The organism is Lactobacillus sp. 3B(2020) (assembly GCF_013487845.1).
Taxonomy (GTDB): domain Bacteria; phylum Bacillota; class Bacilli; order Lactobacillales; family Lactobacillaceae; genus Limosilactobacillus; species Limosilactobacillus alvi.
The window spans coordinates 1,007,525-1,025,831 of the sequence record NZ_CP047410.1 but is presented as its reverse complement, the minus strand read 5'-3'; the positions used below and the strand labels follow the sequence as shown (position 1 = coordinate 1,025,831).

Annotated in this window: 16 protein-coding genes; 4 read left to right on the top strand and 12 right to left on the bottom strand. The window is 42.7% G+C overall.

What is annotated here, in order from left to right; translation table 11 throughout:
* Window positions 1-4: 4 nt before the first annotated feature.
* Window positions 5-1,393, bottom strand: a complete 1,389-nt coding sequence (locus GTO83_RS05095) for an amino acid permease (protein ID WP_180872029.1) — start codon at window positions 1,391-1,393, stop codon at window positions 5-7.
* Between the two features lie 361 nt (window positions 1,394-1,754).
* Window positions 1,755-3,524 (bottom strand): 1-deoxy-D-xylulose-5-phosphate synthase, encoded by a 1,770-nt coding sequence (locus GTO83_RS05090; protein WP_180872028.1) that lies wholly within the window; start codon window positions 3,522-3,524, stop codon window positions 1,755-1,757.
* A gap of 152 nt (window positions 3,525-3,676) precedes the next feature.
* Here GTO83_RS05090 and GTO83_RS05085 point away from each other — a divergent pair, with 152 nt between their 5' ends.
* Both GTO83_RS05085 and GTO83_RS05080 read left to right on the top strand, forming a co-directional pair.
* Window positions 3,677-4,906, top strand: coding sequence for a DUF2075 domain-containing protein (locus GTO83_RS05085; protein ID WP_180872128.1), 1,230 nt, complete (start codon window positions 3,677-3,679; stop codon window positions 4,904-4,906).
* Complete coding sequence (locus GTO83_RS05080) at window positions 4,903-5,589, top strand: TVP38/TMEM64 family protein (RefSeq protein ID WP_180872027.1); 687 nt, start codon at window positions 4,903-4,905, stop codon at window positions 5,587-5,589. The genes GTO83_RS05085 and GTO83_RS05080 overlap by 4 nt, the downstream gene beginning before the upstream one ends.
* 122 nt (window positions 5,590-5,711) lie before the next feature.
* On the opposite strand, the gene GTO83_RS05075 is transcribed toward GTO83_RS05080, so the two are convergent.
* From GTO83_RS05075 to GTO83_RS05060, 4 genes are all read right to left on the bottom strand, one after another.
* Window positions 5,712-6,557 (bottom strand): SPFH domain-containing protein, encoded by an 846-nt coding sequence (locus GTO83_RS05075; RefSeq protein WP_180872127.1) that lies wholly within the window; start codon window positions 6,555-6,557, stop codon window positions 5,712-5,714.
* 19 nt (window positions 6,558-6,576) lie between these two features.
* Window positions 6,577-8,079: a glycerol kinase GlpK gene (gene glpK, locus GTO83_RS05070; RefSeq protein ID WP_180872026.1), complete on the bottom strand. Its 1,503-nt coding sequence runs from the start codon at window positions 8,077-8,079 to the stop codon at window positions 6,577-6,579.
* A 162-nt stretch (window positions 8,080-8,241) separates the two neighbouring features.
* Entirely contained in the window at window positions 8,242-8,427 is a 186-nt protein-coding gene (locus GTO83_RS05065) for a 2-hydroxymuconate tautomerase (protein ID WP_180872025.1), read from the bottom strand.
* Window positions 8,428-8,492: 65 nt separating this feature from the next.
* Window positions 8,493-10,322, bottom strand: a complete 1,830-nt coding sequence (locus GTO83_RS05060; RefSeq protein WP_180872024.1) for a monovalent cation:proton antiporter family protein — start codon at window positions 10,320-10,322, stop codon at window positions 8,493-8,495.
* Between the two features lie 148 nt (window positions 10,323-10,470).
* On the opposite strand from GTO83_RS05060, the gene GTO83_RS05055 reads away from it, so the two are divergent.
* On the top strand, window positions 10,471-11,883 hold the full coding sequence (locus GTO83_RS05055; RefSeq protein ID WP_180872023.1) for a C69 family dipeptidase: 1,413 nt from the start codon (window positions 10,471-10,473) through the stop codon (window positions 11,881-11,883).
* Between the two features lie 100 nt (window positions 11,884-11,983).
* Here the strand turns inward: GTO83_RS05055 and GTO83_RS05050 are convergent, their stop codons facing one another.
* From GTO83_RS05050 to GTO83_RS05035, 4 genes are all read right to left on the bottom strand, one after another.
* The gene (locus GTO83_RS05050) at window positions 11,984-12,874 is read right to left on the bottom strand and encodes an alpha/beta hydrolase (protein WP_180872022.1); all 891 of its coding nucleotides are present in this window, start codon (window positions 12,872-12,874) and stop codon (window positions 11,984-11,986) included.
* Complete coding sequence (locus GTO83_RS05045) at window positions 12,875-14,170, bottom strand: PTS transporter subunit EIIC (protein ID WP_180872021.1); 1,296 nt, start codon at window positions 14,168-14,170, stop codon at window positions 12,875-12,877.
* A gap of 223 nt (window positions 14,171-14,393) precedes the next feature.
* The gene (gene rpsN, locus GTO83_RS05040; RefSeq protein ID WP_180872020.1) at window positions 14,394-14,663 is read right to left on the bottom strand and encodes a 30S ribosomal protein S14; all 270 of its coding nucleotides are present in this window, start codon (window positions 14,661-14,663) and stop codon (window positions 14,394-14,396) included.
* Window positions 14,664-14,762: 99 nt separating this feature from the next.
* Window positions 14,763-15,593 (bottom strand): metallophosphoesterase, encoded by an 831-nt coding sequence (locus GTO83_RS05035; RefSeq protein ID WP_180872019.1) that lies wholly within the window; start codon window positions 15,591-15,593, stop codon window positions 14,763-14,765.
* 177 nt (window positions 15,594-15,770) lie between these two features.
* Between GTO83_RS05035 and GTO83_RS05030 the strand changes: the two genes are divergently transcribed.
* Window positions 15,771-16,988: an MFS transporter gene (locus tag GTO83_RS05030; protein WP_180872018.1), complete on the top strand. Its 1,218-nt coding sequence runs from the start codon at window positions 15,771-15,773 to the stop codon at window positions 16,986-16,988.
* An 818-nt stretch (window positions 16,989-17,806) separates the two neighbouring features.
* Here GTO83_RS05030 and GTO83_RS05025 read toward each other — a convergent pair.
* Together GTO83_RS05025 and GTO83_RS05020 are read right to left on the bottom strand one after the other, a co-directional pair.
* Window positions 17,807-18,001 carry a hypothetical protein gene (locus GTO83_RS05025; protein WP_180872017.1) on the bottom strand — a complete coding sequence of 65 codons (195 nt, stop codon included), beginning with the start codon at window positions 17,999-18,001 and terminating at the stop codon, window positions 17,807-17,809.
* A gap of 14 nt (window positions 18,002-18,015) precedes the next feature.
* Window positions 18,016-18,171: a hypothetical protein gene (locus GTO83_RS05020; protein WP_180872016.1), complete on the bottom strand. Its 156-nt coding sequence runs from the start codon at window positions 18,169-18,171 to the stop codon at window positions 18,016-18,018.
* Window positions 18,172-18,307 lie beyond the last annotated feature (136 nt).

Below are 18,307 nucleotides of genomic sequence, written 5' to 3'. Positions count from 1 at the left end.
AAAATTAATCAGCTGATTGTCTTAGCTCGTTCCGGTGCCGCAGGAAGAACAAAGCGATGATAATTGCTAAGAAAATGACCCCAACGGAAACTGAAACCCGGGTATCAGGATTAATAAACATGAAGAGCACAATTACCACTAATGATGCTAAGGCAAAGTAGTTGTAGTAAGGGAAAAACGGAACTTTGAAAGGATGGTCAACGAGATCTTGCGGGTTATTCTTCCGGTAATTTAATTCTGCAAGTAAGATTACGAACCAAGGTACCAACCCTGGTAAAACGCTTGAAGAGTAAACGATTACGAATAGGTTGGAAGAAGCTGAGTTAATTGACGTTAAGATAAAGTTAACCACAAATCCAACGAGGATCCAAAAAGAAATCGTTAAGATCGCAACGTTTGGCACCACGTGTTTGGAAAGACGGCTAAAGAAAGCAGGTACTTCTTTATCAACCGAGAGCTTAAAGAGCATCCGACTAGCGGAGTATATCCCAGAGTTTGCCCCAGATAAAGCCGCCGTTAAAACAACGAAGTTAATAATGCCGGCTGCACCCGTAATCCCAACCTTTGTAAAGGTTTCAACAAATGGTGAACCAACCGCTTTTAATTGGTTCCATGGATAAATGGAAACAATTACGAAAATAGCACCAATGTAGAAGATGAGGATCCGCCAAATAACGGACTTAACGGACTTGATAATCGCATGCCGGGGTGAGGCTGATTCCCCCGCCGTAATCCCGAGTAATTCAACCCCTTGGTAGGAACCTGCAATTACGGCCATTGAGAAGACAAAGCCTTTTAATCCCCCAGGGAAGAACCCGCCGTGCGTCCAGAGGTTGCTAATACCAACTGGGTGCCAGTTATTCCCAAGTCCGACCGTGATTACGAGAAGACCAATGATAATCATAAAGATGATCGTAACGACCTTGATCATCGCAAACCAGAATTCAAGTCGCCCGTATGCTTTGGCCGAAGCTAGGTTTGCTAAGGTCAAAATAACAATCATGACAATTCCTGAAATCCAGTCTGGTAAATTGGGCCACCAGTAGTTTAAATACTGACTCATGGCAATAATATCGGAAATCCCAACAATGATGAATTGAAAAACATTACTCCACTTTACGACATATCCGGCTGCTGGGTGAATATATTCAGCCCCATAATCGGCAAACGAACCCGTTCCTGGTTTTAAGTAGACTAATTCGCCCAGAGCCCGCATCACTCCATAGAGGACCAACCCAACAAAAGCATAAGCAAGCAACACTGATGGTCCAGCCCATTTAATCGTAGAAGTTGCCCCCATAAAGAGTCCTGATCCGATCGTTCCGCCAATCGCAATCATTTCCATTTGGCCTGGCGTCATCGATCGCTTTAACTGTGGCGCATTCTTGTCCATTATTAATCCCTCATTTCCATTTTCCTTAGATACAAAAAACCAGATCTTTCAGGCCATTAATAAAATGGTTGAAAGATCTGGCGTGGTTTAATTCTTAATTTAATCCACCGCAAAATCCCTCAACCGCCAACTGTTGTTGTGGTTGAGGTGGAGGTAGTTTGTGAGTTGAAACTTAATAATAACATTATAACTTCCTCCTTTGCGTTTTTACATTTTTAAGAATAGCACTATCAATTGTTAAGCGCAAGAAAATAATTAGATTTTCCTAATTTAATTTTCAGAAGCGTTTTTTGCCGTAATCTTCAGCTTGAACCGATTAGCCAATCTTGCGTTGCACTAAATAAACATTCAGCTTTTTTGGCTACATACTATGCAAGACCCGCTCGATATCATCAACAATTTGCTCTGGCGTGAGATGATACCATTCAGCGAGAACTTCAGTTGGGACATTATCGGCGAATTCTCGCGGCGCCCCGAAGTTAAGTGTTTTAATGTTGGTAGCTCCAAAGTAGCGGGCAATCATCTCACCAAAGCCGCCACTTAAATTACTGTCTTCCAAGGTTACAACCAAGTCGTGTCGCTCTTGAAGGTAATGCAGGTCTTCCCGGTCAATATTTGTTAAAGACTTAGGGTTAATTAAACTGGCATCAATATTAAGTTTTCGCTTTAATTGGGTAATAACTTCTTCACCTAAGGCCCAGAAATCGCCAACTGCCATGATGGCCACTTCGCTTCCTTGATGAGCGATTTCGTAATCGATGTTGCTGTAATCATCCTGGGTAGCCGGCCGATGCAAGAGCGCCTTTTCCGGTTGGCGGATCACAACCGGGACCTCTGTTTGCCGGATCGCCCAGCGAAGCATGGAAATCATTTCTTCAACACTGGTTGGTGCTAAGTATTCAACGTTTGGTAAACTGCTGATGTAAGAAATATCAAAATCACCCTGGTGAGTTGCTGAGCCATTGCTAATCGTTCCGTTGCGGACAATCATAACGACTGGAACCGAATTGAGGGCCATATCATGAACTAATTGATCATAAGCTCGTTGTAAGAAAGTACTATTTTCGAAGACCACGGGACGAATTCCGGCTTGGGCCATTGCCACCGCCGATGTCACAGATACTTGTTCAGCAATCCCAACATCGAAGTAATGATCCGGGAATTGTTTTTCAAACCGATGGAGATCAAAGACCCCCGGGATTGCCGCGGTAATGGCGGCAATTGGGGTTCCGGCCTTAACTTGGCGAATCAATTCATCAATGACTGCTCCAGAGTAGGTTTCTTTAGGCTTGATTTGCTTATCTTTGCCTGTCTTTAAGTCAAATGGATCCCGCCAGTGATAGCGTTCCGGTTCCGCCTCGGCCGGTGCATAACCGGCTCCTTTCTTCGTAACAACGTGAAGAACGATTGGATGGTCAATGTCCTTAATATCTTTAAATGTTTCAATCATCGTCGCTAAGTCATTACCATTAGCCACATACCGATAATCCAATCCCATGAATTTAAAAATATTATTTTCACTTTGACCATTGGTTGCCCGCAGTTCCGCTAATCCTTGGTAAAGCCCACCTTGGTTTGGAGCAATCGAATTTTGGTTATCATTCACCACAATAATGAGATTTGAATGAAGCTTAGCCGCGTTATTCAAACCCTCAAAGGCAAGTCCACCACTTAAGGAACCGTCCCCGATCACGGCCACCAGGTTTTCATGTTTTCCTAACATATCCCGCGCTTGGGCCATGCCAACGGCCAAGGCGACCGAGGTTGAGGTATGACCAATTTCAAAGAAATCATGATCACTTTCTTCCGGGTTAGTATAACCGGAAACATCCTTATAATGGTCAGGATCTAAGAAACCAAGTTTACGCCCCGTTAACATTTTGTGTGGGTATGAAAGGTGGGAAACATCCCAAATCACTTTATCATGAGGTGAATTGAAGACGTAATGAAAAGCCAAGGTAACTTCCATTATCCCCAAATTAGGACCGACGTGTCCCCCAATTGCGCTATCCCGTTCCAAGACTAATTGCCGCATTTCAGTTGCTAACTGCTTTAATTGATCAAGGCTTAGTCCTTTTAGGTCCGCTGGTTCATTAATCTCGTTTAATAAGTAATCTGGGTGCAGATTCATTTTTTCCTACTCCTTTAATTTCCGCGCTAAACGGTTTACCCCATGTGAAATCAACTATCTTTATTTTACAACAACTCGGAATTAAAGCGAAATCTTTTTCCAATGTGATAAACTGAATCTAAAACGAAACGAAAGAGGCGTCAAGATTGGCAATTAACAATGCCACAACAGAAAAGCTTGCTCCCGAGCTTCCGCTTACTGCAGAGCAAGCCCAATTAGTAAAGCAGATTAATCATTTTGCCCAAAAGCATTTAAATGATAAGCAAGCGAGTGTTTTTATAATCGAAGGCGAAGCCGGCACTGGCAAAAGTGTTGTCCTGACCCACCTGTTTAATCAGTGGCAAGTAGCGGCCCGGACTAATCCGCAGAGTCCTTTTTATCAGACAAATAATCGTTTTCTCGTCAACCACCCTGAGGTCCTAAAGGTTTATCGACAATTAGCCGGCGAACAACCCCATCTTTTAAAGAAAGATTTTCAACGGCCAACGACAATGATTAACCAGTTAGATAAACAAGATGGTCACCTTGACCTCGTCGTAATCGACGAAGCTCATTTACTACTATCTAAGCCTGATCATTACAATAATTTTTACCATGAAAATCAATTACTTGAACTTTTAAAACGAAGTCGGGTCATAGTAATCGTGGTTGACTTCAGGCAAGTGCTCCGCATGAAGAGTCTTTGGACGAGATCCCGTCTGCAAAAGCTTCTTGCCCCTTTTGCAACGCAGGTTGTTAAACTCCATCACCAATTCCGGATGCAAGCGCCTGAGGAATTAGTAACCTGGCTTGACGACTTTTCTGACGGCAATATTAATCCCCTTCCGGAAAATGCCCGCCAAGGATACGACTTTCGGGTTTACAATGATGCAGAAGCAATGCGGCAACAAATCGTCCACCGGAACCAGCAAGTTGGTCTTTCCCGGATTTTATCAACTTCAGGCTACCCATCGATTTTGGATGGCGGTAAACACTATATCCGCGAAGGAAAATTTAAAATGCCCTGGGATCAATACAATTTTACCCAAACCCCCTGGGCAGAAATTCCAAAAACAATTGATGAGGTTGGTTCAATCTACACTTGCCAAGGATTTGATCTTAATTATGCGGGGATTATTATCGGTCCGATTTTCTATTTAGATCCGGAAACAAACCAGCTTAAGGTTGATTTATCAAAGTACACCGATACCGAAGCTTTTAAACGGCGCAAAGATCTGACTGACCCAATTGAAATTGAACATCTGAAGGACTTAATGGTCCGGAATGCTTTAAACGTCATTTTAAAACGGGGGGTTTTAGGCACTTACATCTATGCTCATGATTCGAAGCTACGTGAAAAGCTAACCAACCTCTTTGAAACCATTGGAGGCATCGTTAAATGAAGAAAAATGACCACAAATGGCTCCTAATCGGGCTGGCGACGATCGTCATCATCATCTTTTTAGCACTCTTAATTTGGGACTTCATGCCTGAAATAAAGCTCTTGCTTCATTATAATCCGCATAACCGGGCGCTATTAATTAAGTTAATTCGCGCGCACGGTATAAAAGATATGCTTTTTTTGATAATTGTGATTGCGCTTTTAAATGCGATTCCGGGAGCTTCAAATTCAGTAATTTGCATTTTTACCGGCCTTTGTTACGGCCCCGTGGTTGGCTTTTTAATTAATTGGCTGGCAAATATCTTAGGAAACTGCTCAACTTATGTACTAATTAATCGGCTTAATTTTTCAAAGCGCTTTAAAGAGAATCAGATTTTGGACCGCTTAATGCACCATGAACACCCCTTATTGGGATTAACGCTTGGCTATATGGTTCCCGTAATTCCAAGTATCATGGTTAATTATTCCTGTACGCAGCTAAAGATCAAAACCTCCCAATTCCTATTAATGGTGGCAGTTGGGATGTTACCGACTTCTTTTCTATATGCCTTTGGTGGTGACGCCATTATGAAGGGGAGCTTTAAGCGCATTGTCATGGCTGTTATGTTTGTCGTTGTTCTTATTTGTCTGCGCCAATTAATTGTCCATCATCGGCAGGAAAACAAATCGGAGCAAGGAAACTGATGAAACTACTACTGACTATTGTTGGTAGTTTTTATTTTTTGGTTTTAGTTAAAGTAAATATGTGACATTCACAATTGCAACAAAAAAAGCGGAGTGATGTCTTTCACCCCGCTTGATCATTTTTATTTTTGCTGTCCTGTTTCAATTACCGGTTGTGTTCCGCGTTCGCTAATAATTGCGACCAGGATATTATTGATGATAGCGAGCCGATCTGCATCTGACAAATTTAAATCTAGCTCTTTTGTCAACCGTTCAACTGCATCTTCAACAATTGATACCGCCCCATCAACTATCGTTTGCCGGGCGGCTAGGATCGCGGCTGATTGTTGCTTTTGGAGCATTGCCGAAGCAATTTCAGTGGCATAAGCTAAATGAGTTAACCGCGTTTCCATGACCTCAACTCCGGCAACTTGTAGGCGTGCTTGAAGTTCTTGAGTTAGCTTCGCCGATACTTCAGTTGCATTTCCCCGCAAGGTTAAAGCTCCTTCATCTTCAAAGGTATCGTAAGGATATTCACTCGCGACATGCCGGATCGCTGATTCAGATTGAATTTCGACAAATTCTTCGTAATCATCAACTGCAAATAAGGCCTGGGCCGTATCAACGACTTTAAAAACGATGACCGCGGCAATTTCGACGGGATTTCCTTTCAGATCATTAACTTTTAAAACCTGACTGTTAAAATTACGTACCCGTAAGGAAATGGTATCCTTGTTAGTTAATGGGACCGTTAAAAATAGACCAGCATCCCGGATTGTCCCAAGGTAATTACCAAAAAAGGTTATTACCTTAGCTGTATTAGGTTGGATAACCGTTAATGAAGACCCCGTCAGTAACCCTAACAGGATCAAGAGGATTCCTAAGACCATCCTTTGTAAATATATGAACCACCCCCCAATCCCTAACAGGACCAGGGCAAGCATTAAACCTAAATAACCGTTAACGTGAAAAACTGTTTTTTCCTTCATCATTTGGTCCTCTTTTAAATTACTCATGACTAAATAGCTGCGCCGCTTTAATTGCCCGTTGCCAGCCTTGATATAATTGCTTTGCCTTTTGAGCTGGCATCGTTGGCTGGAAGTGTTCCCCTAATTTACTCAAGCGGGCTAGTTCCGCTTGATCATTCCAAAAGCCAACCGCTAATCCGGCCAAGTAGGCTGCCCCAAGGGCCGTGGTTTCTTCAATGGCGGCCCGGACAACTGGAGTTTGGAGAAGATTAGCTTGGAATTGCATGAGGTAATTATTCCGACTGGCACCGCCATCAACTGCTAAATGGGTTAAAGTCAGCCCCGTATCCTTGACCATTGTCTCTACAACGTCCTTGGTTTGGTAAGCAATTGCCTGTAAGGTGGCCCGAATAATGTTCCCCCGGTTACTTCCACGGGTTAAGCCAAACATTGCTCCCCGAACTTCTTGATCCCAATACGGTGCGCCAAGCCCCGTAAAGGATGGGACTACGTATACCCCACCGGTCGTTTTCGCATCAACGGCCATCTTTTCAGATTCGCTAGCCGATTTAAAGAATTCAAGCCCATCCCGAAGCCACTGGATGGCCGAACCAGCCACAAAAATACTCCCTTCTAAAGCATAGTTAACTTTTCCATCTAGGCCATAGGCCACCGTGGTTAAGAGACCATTCTTGGAAAGCACCGGTTTTTCTCCGGTGTTCATCACGATAAAGGCCCCGGTGCCATAAGTATTTTTGACACTACCTTTTTCGAAGGCTGCTTGACCAAAGAGCGCCGCTTGTTGATCCCCAGCCATCCCCGCAATCGGTACTTGTACTCCGTAGAAATGGTAATCATTGGTATAACCAAAAATTGAGGATGATGGCTTAACCGTTGGCAACATCGCCCGGGGAATGTCGAGTTGATCTAAAATTGATTGATCCCAGTCTAAAGTGTGAATATTAAACAGCATCGTCCGCGAAGCGTTAGAAACATCGGTAGCGTGGACTCGGTGACTGGTTAGGTTCCATAAGAGCCAGGTATCAATCGTGCCGAAAAGGAGATCGCCGTTCGCTGCTTTTTTTCGGGCACCCGGCACATGATCTAAGAGCCATTTGATCTTAGTTGCTGAAAAATAGGAGTCAATTACTAAGCCCGTCTTTTGGTGAATTTCATGAGTTAAGCCCTCTTTAACCAGGGCTTCGGCAAGTGGGGCCGTTTGCTTAGATTGCCAAACAATCGCCTTATGAATTGGTTTTCCCGTATGTTTATCCCAAATCACCGTTGTTTCCCGTTGGTTAGTAATGCCAATCGCAGCAATCTTATACGGTTGAATCTGGGCTTTAATCATGACGTCCGCAATTACTGCCTGAACGGCATCCCAAATTTCTAAGGCATCGTGTTCGACCCAGCCAGGTTGCGGAAAGTATTGGGGAAATTCGCGTTGGGCGATTGCTACCACTTGACCAGCATGGTCAAAGATCATTGCCCGGGCACTAGTGGTGCCTTCGTCAATCGCCATTACATATTGTTCTTCACTCACGTTTAACATCCTTTCGAAAAGCGGTCTGAAGCAGCTCTGGTCTGCGAAGGATCAAATAATCTATCATCTAGATTATCCTCGCTGGCCATGGCTTTTGACCATCGTTTCTGAATAATAAGAAAACCCTCCGTAGCCAAACGACCAAGGAGGGTTAAAGCGGGGTTACTTTTCGCTGGTTAGCTTACCCCCAACTGCGTAATGATCATGCTTCATTTCACTTAAAACAATGTGAATCCGTTCTGCTGGAACGTTAGCGTTTTTAGCAATTGCTGCCGTAACGTCTTCAACAAGTCCCTTAAGTTGTTCGGGAGTCCGGCCTTCAAGTAATTCAATGTGTACTAATGGCATCTTTGTACCCTCCTTTTGCTAGTAAAGATATTTTACCATACTTAATATTAACCTGCACTGCAGGGCTAATTAGCTTTCCGCAGCTGTTGACGAATGGTGTTAACATCCTCTTTTTTACCTGTGAAAATCAGGCGGTCATTGTATTCCAAGACTGTCGTTCCGTGCGGATCAATCCAATGATTCCGCCGACGAATCCGGCTAACCGTAATCTTATCAATAAATGGTAGCTCCATCAGTTGCCGGCCCGTAAACCGATGATTGACCACGCGAACTTCATAAAGGCCAGTTTCGGTACCAGTTAACATTTGCATTACCGATGGTGATTCAATCAAGGCCCGCAAGACACTAGTTTCGACGTTAAAGGCGTTAAAGATCTCAACCCCTTGGGCCACTAATTGATCCATGCGTTCATTATTAACCGCGCGACTATTTTGAAAGGCAATAATCCGTTTGATTCCACTTTGGAGGGCCGCTTGAGCAAACTCATAGTTTTGCTCATCATCAAGGTAACAGGCTGCTAAAATATCGACGTCATTTAATCCCGCCTTGGTTAAGCTCTCTTTGGAAATTTCTGGTAAGAGAACCAGATTTTTCACTTCACTATTGTAGGTTTTGTAATTCTTTTCCACTGTGGTAACCACATGAACTTCGTACCATTCATTGGAAAGTTGTTGCGCAATCGGCACGGTAATCATGTTAGCGCCAATTAAAACAACCCGTTGCTTGATTAAGTCTTCCTTGGAAAGCTTATAAACCGAATTGAAAATGATTGGAGCGAAAATGCAGACCAGCACCGCTGCTAAAATAAAAGCTCCTGCTTGGGTATTAGTGATCACATGTAGGCTTTGCGTTACCTGAACGGATGGTAAAACTAAAGTAATCGTGGTAGCAGTTAGGAAACCGCCCGCCATGGAGTTCCGGTTTGAAAAACGCGTCCGATATACCAAAATTGGGACGAGCTTAGCAATGAAGAAGCAGGCTACCAAAATTGGAATTAACATTAGGGCTTGCGGATTTGCGAATAATTCGCGCAGGTTTAACTTAACCCCAGTCATGATAAAGAAGATCGGAATAAAGAAACCATATCCAATTGATGTTAACTTTTCAGCCGTTGACTCGTGCGGCTCAAGGAGTTTCATCACCATCCCGGCTAAGAAGCTTCCTAAAATTGTTTCTGCGCCAACCTGTTCGGCAATAATTACTAAGGTGAAAATCAAAAAGAAGGCTAATCGAATGTCGAGCTGGGTCGTTGCCTTGGTAATTTTGTTAAACCAAATAAACGGCTGTTTAAAACGATAAAGTAGTACAATGGCAGCTAAAAACAGCAAAACTAAGAGCCAAAGGCGACTAGCGTTACCACCGTTTAAAGTGGCATAAACCGTCAAGCCAAACATTGGTACTACTTCCCCAAGCACTGCCGTTAAGAGAATCGTTTGGCCCATTGGCTTACTGAGGATTTCTTTTTCTTTCAAAGTGGCAATTACCACCCCTAAAGCAATCGTGGAGAAAAGAATAATTGCTAAGAGCGGGTCCGGGAAGAGACCGGTATATTTAAGGGCGTAACTTAAAATGGTAGCAACCACTAAAATTCCCGCAAAGGCCAAAGAAGCTAATTTAACCGGTGACGCCTGGTTATCATCTTCACTCGGCTTGGCTTTAAACAAACTAAAATCAATTTCCATCCCCGATAAGAACATCAGCAAAATAACCCCCATTTCCGAAAGTAAGCTCAGGGTGCTATTTTGCTGAACTAAATTAAAGCCTGTTTTTCCCAAGATAATCCCGACCACAATTTCCGCGACGGCCGTCGGCACACTGGTGACTTTAAACCGGGCCATCATAATCGGAATCACTAAGGCGGCTAAAACAACAATAAACATTGAAAGTTGAGTCATACTACCCTCCTGTGAAAATTTTCATTTACATAGATTACCGCAAGTTCAAAAAAAATACCAGTTGTAAACTCTGGAGAAAATAAATTTTCTTAAACTTTCAAAATAAGCTACAATTAAAGTAACAAAACTTTTTTGGAGGAGTGTGGAGATGCAAAAAAAATTATCTGCTTGTACGAGTATCTTAATCGGTAAACAAGCTTCAATTGATGGCACCATAATGATTGGGCGAAATGAAGACGCTAAGGCTGCCTGGCCAAAGCACTTCGTCGTTCACGAACGGGGCAAAGTTGGTGATCACTTTGTTTCCAAGGAAACCGGCCTGAGTCTGGATTTGCCAACTGACAGTTTCAAATACACCGCCACCCCTGAATGGACCGATAAGTATGGCCTCTTTGAAGAAGCCGGCATTAACGAATACCACGTTGCAATGAGTGCAACCGAAAGTGCTTATACCAATGAGCGCGTGCTGGGCTTTGACCCCTTAGTTAAGGACGGCTTAAATGAGGAAGCCATGGTAACGGTAGTCCTCCCCTTTGTTAAAACGGCCCGTGAAGGCGTGCAACGCCTGGGGGATTTAATTGCTAAATACGGGACCGGTGAAACTAACGGGGTTCTCTTTGCCGACGACGACGAAGCCTGGTACTTTGAGTCTGCGGCTGGCCATTACTGGGTGGCCCAACGAATTCCAGATGATGCTTATGCGGTGGTAGGTAACCAATTGGCGATTCAAGAAATTAACTTTGATGATCCCGATAATTTCATGTTCCATCCCCAAATTCAAGCATTTGTAACCAAAAACCAGTTAAATCCCGCTGATGATGGTTTCAATTTCCGCGAAATTTTTGGTACTCATGATCGGTCAGATGCGATTTATTCCACCCCTCGGGTTTGGTATGGCCATCAAATGTTTAGTCCGAAGGCAGCCGTACTCGAAACACCCGAAAGCCAGGATTTGCCATTCTTGATGAGGCCAGAACGTAAGTTATCGGTCATTGACGCCCAAAATTACCTCGCTAGTCACTTCCAAGGTACCCCATACGACCCCATTGGAACTGGAAGTGAAGAAGAAAAGCACCGCTATCGGCCAATTAGTTTAGCCAAAACCCAAGAGTCGCACGTCCTACAAACAAATCGGCCAAACGGCAATAATCTGCACTGGTTAGCAATGGGTGTTGCCAATCAAAGTACCTTTGTACCCTTCTTTGCTGACCTAACCACGACCTTGGCTGCCTACAAACGGGGAAAGTTACCCGCCCAGCTCAATTCAGCTTACTGGATTTTTAAGCATGCGAGCGTTTTAGTTGATAGTCACCTCCATGACTTTTTACCAGATTTGCGGGATGTGCAAAAGGAAATGCGGATTAAAGCAACCCAAATGGTTAATGAAGCCGACCAAGCAAGTCAGGATCTGCCGGCAGCAAAACGGACGGCCTATCTCACCCGCCAAAGTAACGATTTTGCCACTGACGTTTTAAACGCCTATAAGCAGTTAAGCCTTCAACTAATCACCAAGATGACTGATTACTGCGCACTTAACTTTAATACTGACGAAAATCTTTAATCATAAAGAGACCGGGAAGAAGCGCTTGTTTCTTCCCGGTCTCTTTGTCATATCCGAAGGTTACTCAGTAACTCCGGCTAACTATCCAATTTTTCATTTACTAATTTTGTCCGGTGGTCCTCGCTTCCGGTTGCCGACGTTGCTTCGTCGAGTCAAGCAAGTATTGTTCAATTAGTTTCACAATTTGCTGGTTTTGCGGTAAGTTTGAGTGTTGCGCTTGTTCCCCAGTAACCGTCATCGAAGTATAGTTTTTAACCCGTTTTTGGTAGATATACTTTCCCGCAAGGACCGAATTAGCCGGAACGAGGCCATCCGATGTATAGGAATCTTCATTTCCAACGACTGCAATGACATTCAAACTACTTGGAATTTGGTCGCGATACTTAACAAAATCGGTAAACATCTGGGTTTTATTTCTCGTAGAAGTTTCTTCAAAGTTAAAGGGTGACGCAACGGTCATTAGGGATTTAATGGTAATGCTATCACGATAATCTTGATAGTAATTTTCTAACCATTGCGTCCAAATTAGCCCCCCGTTTGAATGCCCAAAGGCTTTAAAATTATTAAACTGATATTCCTCACTCAGTTGTTCAAAGGCCTGGTTAAACATCTTTGCTTGTTGCTTGATATTGCTGTAACCATCGTGATTATTTTGAAAACCTACCACGATAAATGGCTCGCGATCACCACGGTTGATTTTACCACTGTAGGTAATTTTACCGTTATTAAAAACTTCAACTTTCAACAGGCTATGTTTTTGATTCGTATCTTTATTTAACAAGTTCACCAACCGATTAAACCGTTCTTTAGTGGCCGATGAGCCGGGAATCATAATTACCGGCGAGAGCATTGACCGTTGTCGCTTAGCCATTTGTTGATTTGAACTCTGCATGATCAAAAAACCAGGAATCGCTAAAATAATAATCAAGCCAACTGCGAGCAAGACTAACTTTAAGGTCAATTTTTGTTGGGAATTTAGTCGTTGTATCATTTAGTCCGCCTCCTGGTCCAGTTTTTGTACCGTATTGTCTACCCGGAGAGCCAGTTTAACGAAAGGTACATAACAGATCACGTCAAGAACTAAGAGCCCCATCGTCATTAACAGCGCTGCCCAATTCCCATTGGTTCCAAAAAAGGCATATAAGATCCCCGGAGTTCCTTGGGGAATTGGATAAACAGGCGTTGGATACCAGTGCCAAGCGATGCCTAAGCTAGCAATCGCAATATTGATAAAGGGGAGCCCAATCACTGGTATTAAGTAGATCGGGTTTAAGATAACCGGTAAACCAACTGTAAACCCATGGTCAGCATTGAAAAGGACCGGAATCAGATTGGTCCGAATTAGGCGATGATAATTTTTGCGTTTAGTAACAAAAATCAAGGCGATTAGCAACGCTAAGGTTAAACTAGTTCCGCCAAAGTTAGCAAAGGATTTTTGCAAAACCGAGGTTAGATATGGATACGGGACTGCGCCATGACCGTGATGGGTAAGTAAATATGTTAAGTCAATCGAAGCTTGGCTACTATCAAGCACCAGATCACCGTTATAGTACGGCCCGCTTAACCCTAGCCAATTTAAACCGGTACTTAAAAGAATAACCAAGAGTTTAAGCCAAACTGGTTGGTTTCCGTTATCAATGGCCTGTAAGGACCCATACAACTGCGAGAGAAGACTATAATATGAAGCTAAGTTCAATAGAATGCTAATAATTAGACTCACGCCAAAGACGAGGAGCATCGGTTTAAAAGCCCCATAGGTCCGTTCAAAAACTGCATCCAGATGCTTATTAGTGGATTGGTATCGCGGCTTTCCCAGCCACCGAAAGCTTTGCCCGACTAAATAACCAACGACAAGGGCGAAAAACAAATTTCCGTACGAAGTTATCATCCAATCGAGGTTGGCGCGATTATTCTGCGAAACCCGATAGGCCAACATCAACATAACCGTTAAGCCTGCTAGCCCGGCCATCTGGGGATCCCGCTGATAAAGCTTTGCAGTATACATCGCCATTGCATAGGCAACATATAAACTAATCATCCCAACGGTAACGGTGCCCAGAACCGTAAAGCCACTCGCTAAAGTTTTAATGATCGCCGGATTAACCCATCGATCTAAGAATAAAATTGAATATAAAAAACTATCTGGCATTAATAGGGTACTGACAATTAGCTTGGCAAAGGTCCCAACCAGAACAAAGGGAAAGATCACGACAAGCGTCCGCCGTAAAGCTCTTCCTAACGTTGTCCGTCTAAGCCGCACTAATAAGTTTACTATTTGGGTCGTCACATTTTCAGCCTCTTTTCTGCTATTCAACTTATTTTCGCGTTTAATGCTTTAGAATTCAAGGGTTAGATCGATTATTTGCTAAAAAAGCCCTTAATTTTGGAAAAACTTCACAACCGCAATCATTTTGCGTGACCTTCAAAAATAAATAAAGGCAAGAAAGGAAAAATAAGTTCCCTACCTGCCTCATTTTGCTAATTAACTTTAAAGGTCGTTAACGAACCCTTTACCAGCTTGCTTTCCGGACTCCTGGCAACTTACCTTCATGGGCAAGCCGCCGAAAAGTCAACCGGGACATCCCAAATTTACGCATATAAGCATGGGGACGGCCATCATATTGGTCGCGATTATGCAAACGAACTGGACTTGCATCCCGCGGTAAAAGCGAAAGTCCCTTGTAATCATGCGCTGCTTTTAAGGCTGCGCGTTTAGCAGCATATTTTTTAACGGTCGCTGCTTGCCGTTGTGCTTTTGCAATTTTTGACTTTTTAGCCATTCAAAATCCTCCAATAAAACTTAACTTTAAACAACATGTCAAAATCGCATTTGCCGTCAATTCAGATCATATTCTACCGAAAGATTGATGGTTTGCCAACTATTTTGTTCGATAGGCTTCACAATCAGCTTTATAATGATACTTTTCATTTAATTTATGGATTAGTTCTTGGTTATGCGTATAAACTCGACCAGTCTTGAGATGACGCAAATAAAGCTCTAAATATGGGAGATCAGCCTGAATTGCTAGTTTACGCTCATGCTCCCGTTGATAATTAACGTGCCGAAAGCGTAAATCAGCAATTCCCTGGTCGTCAAAAGTTAACAATAAGTATTGGGCGCGCATATCAGCTTGCAGTTTTAGTTGACCATTAAAAGGTTCACCAACGGAACCAGGGTTAAGTACTATCCGTTCATCCGTCCCATAACGAAATAATTGATGATGAACATGGGCATAGATGGCAAGATCAGCCCCATTAACTAAAAGTTGATCGAATTTTTCACTTTCATTGGTTGGAAAAAGCGCTTGGCCCATATTTAGATTTGGGAGATTATGACTGAGGTTGATCTTTAAATTTCCAACTTCGATTTGCTTAGCAATCGGCCAATTTGCCATTGCTTCCAGCGCCCCGGCCGGTAAAGTTTCACCAACGAATTGGGCTAAGCGCGCAAAGTAAATGTGCGAAGGGCGACTTAGGTCGATATCACCCCGGATCCCATGAATTACTAAATCATCCCAATTTCCCCGAATCAAGTGGGTGGGCTGAAGCTCTTGCAAGAGTCGCCAAATTTCAGCTACTCCTGGGCCTGGCATTAATAAGTCTCCTAAAAACCAATATTCGTTGGCCCCATTCGCCCGGGCATCAGCAATCATCGCCTTGAAGGCCGTTGTATTGCCATGAACATCTGAAAAAACTGCTACTTGTTTCACGCGGACATCTCCCTCATTCAAATTTCTCTTCTTAATCTTACTACCGAATCCTAATTAAATCATGGTTAGATCCGGAGAGTTGGCAGTAAACCGTGACATTATAAGTTTTTAAACGTCATTTTCGCTCAGATGTGTTATCCTAGATGATGTTAAATTTAAGTAAAAGGAAGTTGATTTATGTCAGTAAATACCACTGAAGAGCCCTTCCCCAGCGGATGGCATCGTGCCTTTATTGTCCTTTGGCTCGGATGTTTTATCACTGGGATGGGGTATTCAATGACGATGCCTTTCATTTCCCTCTTTATTAATGAATTAGGGCATTTTTCCCGTTTCCAATTAAATATTTATTCTGGTCTTGCCTTTGCGGCAACCTTTATTTCTCAAGCAATTGTTTCACCTTACTGGGGAAATTTGGCCGATACAAAGGGTCGTAAACTAATGTGTCTTCGGGCTAGTGGTGTTATGGCAATCACAATTTTTGTAACTGGTCTTTCAACCAGTGCCTGGATGATTATCTTTATGCGCCTTCTGCAAGGTGCCTTTTCGGGTTACATTAATAACGCCACGGCGCTAATCGCTGGGGAAACACCCCACCGTAAATCAGGCTGGGTGATGTCAACCATGATGACCGCGGGAGTTTCTGGTAATCTAGTTGGCCCGCTATTAGGCGGGGCATTATCAGATGCTTTTGGTTATCGCATCCCCTTCTTTATCACCGGTGGCTTGATGTTTTTGACCTTCTTATTCACGCTATTTTTAGTCGAGGAGCATTTTACCCCAATTAAGAAGGAAGAAATGAAACCAATGCGGGAACTTTTGCATTTGATTCCCAATATCAAAATCATTTACGCAATGTTTATTACCACTTTAATCGTCCAGGCTTCAGTCATGAGTATTGATCCAATTGTTTCCCTTTACGTCCGGGATATGATTGGTAATCATAATAATTTAGCCTTCATTGCCGGGGTAGTCGCAGCGGCGCCGGGATTAGGTAATCTCCTATCGGCATCTAAAGTTGGGCATGTGATGGATCGCGTGGGGCCAGAAAAAGTCTTAATGATTGGATTAACGATCGCGACCTTATTGTTTGTACCAATGGCCTTGACGCATTCACCATGGTGGTTAGCCTTCTGGCGCTTTATCTTAGGCCTTGCTAGTGCTGGGTTGCTGCCAGCGGCTCAAACAATCCTAACGCTTGATGTACCGCAAGAGGCCTTTGGCCGGATTTTCTCTTATGACCAGTCCTTCCAAGCAGCTGGATCAGTTTTTGGTGCGCTCCTCGGCTCACTGGTTTCTGGATTATTCTCCTATCCAATGGTCTTCTGGTTAACCGGATTAACCCTTTTAATTAATCTGTTAATTGTTTACATCAATCGAACCAAACAAGTCGCTTAAACGCTGTATTAAACTGTCATCCCCGCTAAGGTTGCGATGAATTTTACTTCATCGGTTGACCTAGCGGGGATCTTTTTTATAAATTGAGCCTAAGCCTTGGACACTTTGACTTGGCAACACCCCCACTTGCGTAGGGAAAACAAGAAGCAAATGCCAAGCTATCACTTCTTTATTTTACCAGAATTGTATTTGTCAAAGCTATACTATTTAATTAATAGTTTCTACTATCATAGTGTATTTGGAAAAAGAACTGTTTTTAATGGATTACCTATTTTACTACTCCAATTTACATAGATTTATGGAAAGGATAATTTGTAGCCCGTTCCATCTGCATCTCATTTATTTTTTCATTCCAACACAAAATAAAAAGGTACTGCTAGGATCTTACTCCGATCAGTACCAAATATTTTAGACCCGTTTAGTTTGTATATGTATTTACTGCATAATAAACAACCTAAGATTTTTATGGTATTTTATGTATAAAAAAAGAAGACGGCTGTCCCCCGTCTCTTTAAAAAGAAAGGACCGTCTTCATGAAATGTATATCAAAAATCTAACGAAATTAAGACGACTTAATTAAATTTAGCCCTAAATTTGCGGACGACAGGAAACTTGTTTACCTCACCGCAACTTAACCTAAATTGATCACTTTTGCTATGCGATCAAATGCATTTTATGGCCATGTCAGAGCAGGACCCTAATGAACATTACCTTCCTTACGGTTGATATAATTCGATTCGAACTTGTAACCACCAAATAAAGTCGCCCGGCTATTGACTGGAGCTTTCTTGTAGTCATCTTTCAACGTACTACTTAATTCATTCTTGCAAATCTTCGAAGTCTAATTTTACTTCATCAGCCCGGCCAGCCGCATTACATAGCGCTAAGAGGATTAAAAACAAGAAGCTAAAGACCCCAAACAATGTCCCCATCAGAACTGGGTGCCTAGTAATTAACCAGCAGAGATTAATGATGGCAATAATCCCAATTAAAGTCTCGATAATTTGTTTCATTTTAATCATTCCTATTAATTAATTTTTCTTAAACTTCCTACGATCAAGCTTACGGCAATAATTACCAAAAAAGAAATTCCAGTAATTAGTGGGTGACCGACAAAGAGCGTTACGATATCGCACATGATGACAGCCATAACCATCGCCATCAAAAGCGGCATGAGTTTCATAATTAATTCGCTCCTTTCGTTTAGTATGGTCAGTATAATCCAACACCCAAGCAAAAAGAGGAAACTGGCAAAAATTAAAGCTTTTCCTTACCAATTTAAAATTTATCTTAAGGATAACAAAAGGGTTAAGAACAGA

Coding starts and splice junctions, on each gene's coding strand:
- GTO83_RS05030 (WP_180872018.1), top strand. CDS start 15,771: ATGTCAGTAAATACCACTGAAGAGCCCTTCCCCAGCGGATGGCATCGT.
- GTO83_RS05060 (WP_180872024.1), bottom strand. CDS start 10,322: ATGACTCAACTTTCAATGTTTATTGTTGTTTTAGCCGCCTTAGTGATT.
- GTO83_RS05050 (WP_180872022.1), bottom strand. CDS start 12,874: ATGATACAACGACTAAATTCCCAACAAAAATTGACCTTAAAGTTAGTC.
- GTO83_RS05090 (WP_180872028.1), bottom strand. CDS start 3,524: ATGAATCTGCACCCAGATTACTTATTAAACGAGATTAATGAACCAGCG.
- GTO83_RS05025 (WP_180872017.1), bottom strand. CDS start 18,001: ATGAAACAAATTATCGAGACTTTAATTGGGATTATTGCCATCATTAAT.
- GTO83_RS05080 (WP_180872027.1), top strand. CDS start 4,903: ATGAAGAAAAATGACCACAAATGGCTCCTAATCGGGCTGGCGACGATC.
- GTO83_RS05020 (WP_180872016.1), bottom strand. CDS start 18,171: ATGAAACTCATGCCGCTTTTGATGGCGATGGTTATGGCTGTCATCATG.
- GTO83_RS05095 (WP_180872029.1), bottom strand. CDS start 1,393: ATGGACAAGAATGCGCCACAGTTAAAGCGATCGATGACGCCAGGCCAA.
- GTO83_RS05065 (WP_180872025.1), bottom strand. CDS start 8,427: ATGCCATTAGTACACATTGAATTACTTGAAGGCCGGACTCCCGAACAA.
- rpsN (WP_180872020.1), bottom strand. CDS start 14,663: ATGGCTAAAAAGTCAAAAATTGCAAAAGCACAACGGCAAGCAGCGACC.
- GTO83_RS05055 (WP_180872023.1), top strand. CDS start 10,471: ATGCAAAAAAAATTATCTGCTTGTACGAGTATCTTAATCGGTAAACAA.
- GTO83_RS05075 (WP_180872127.1), bottom strand. CDS start 6,557: ATGAAGGAAAAAACAGTTTTTCACGTTAACGGTTATTTAGGTTTAATG.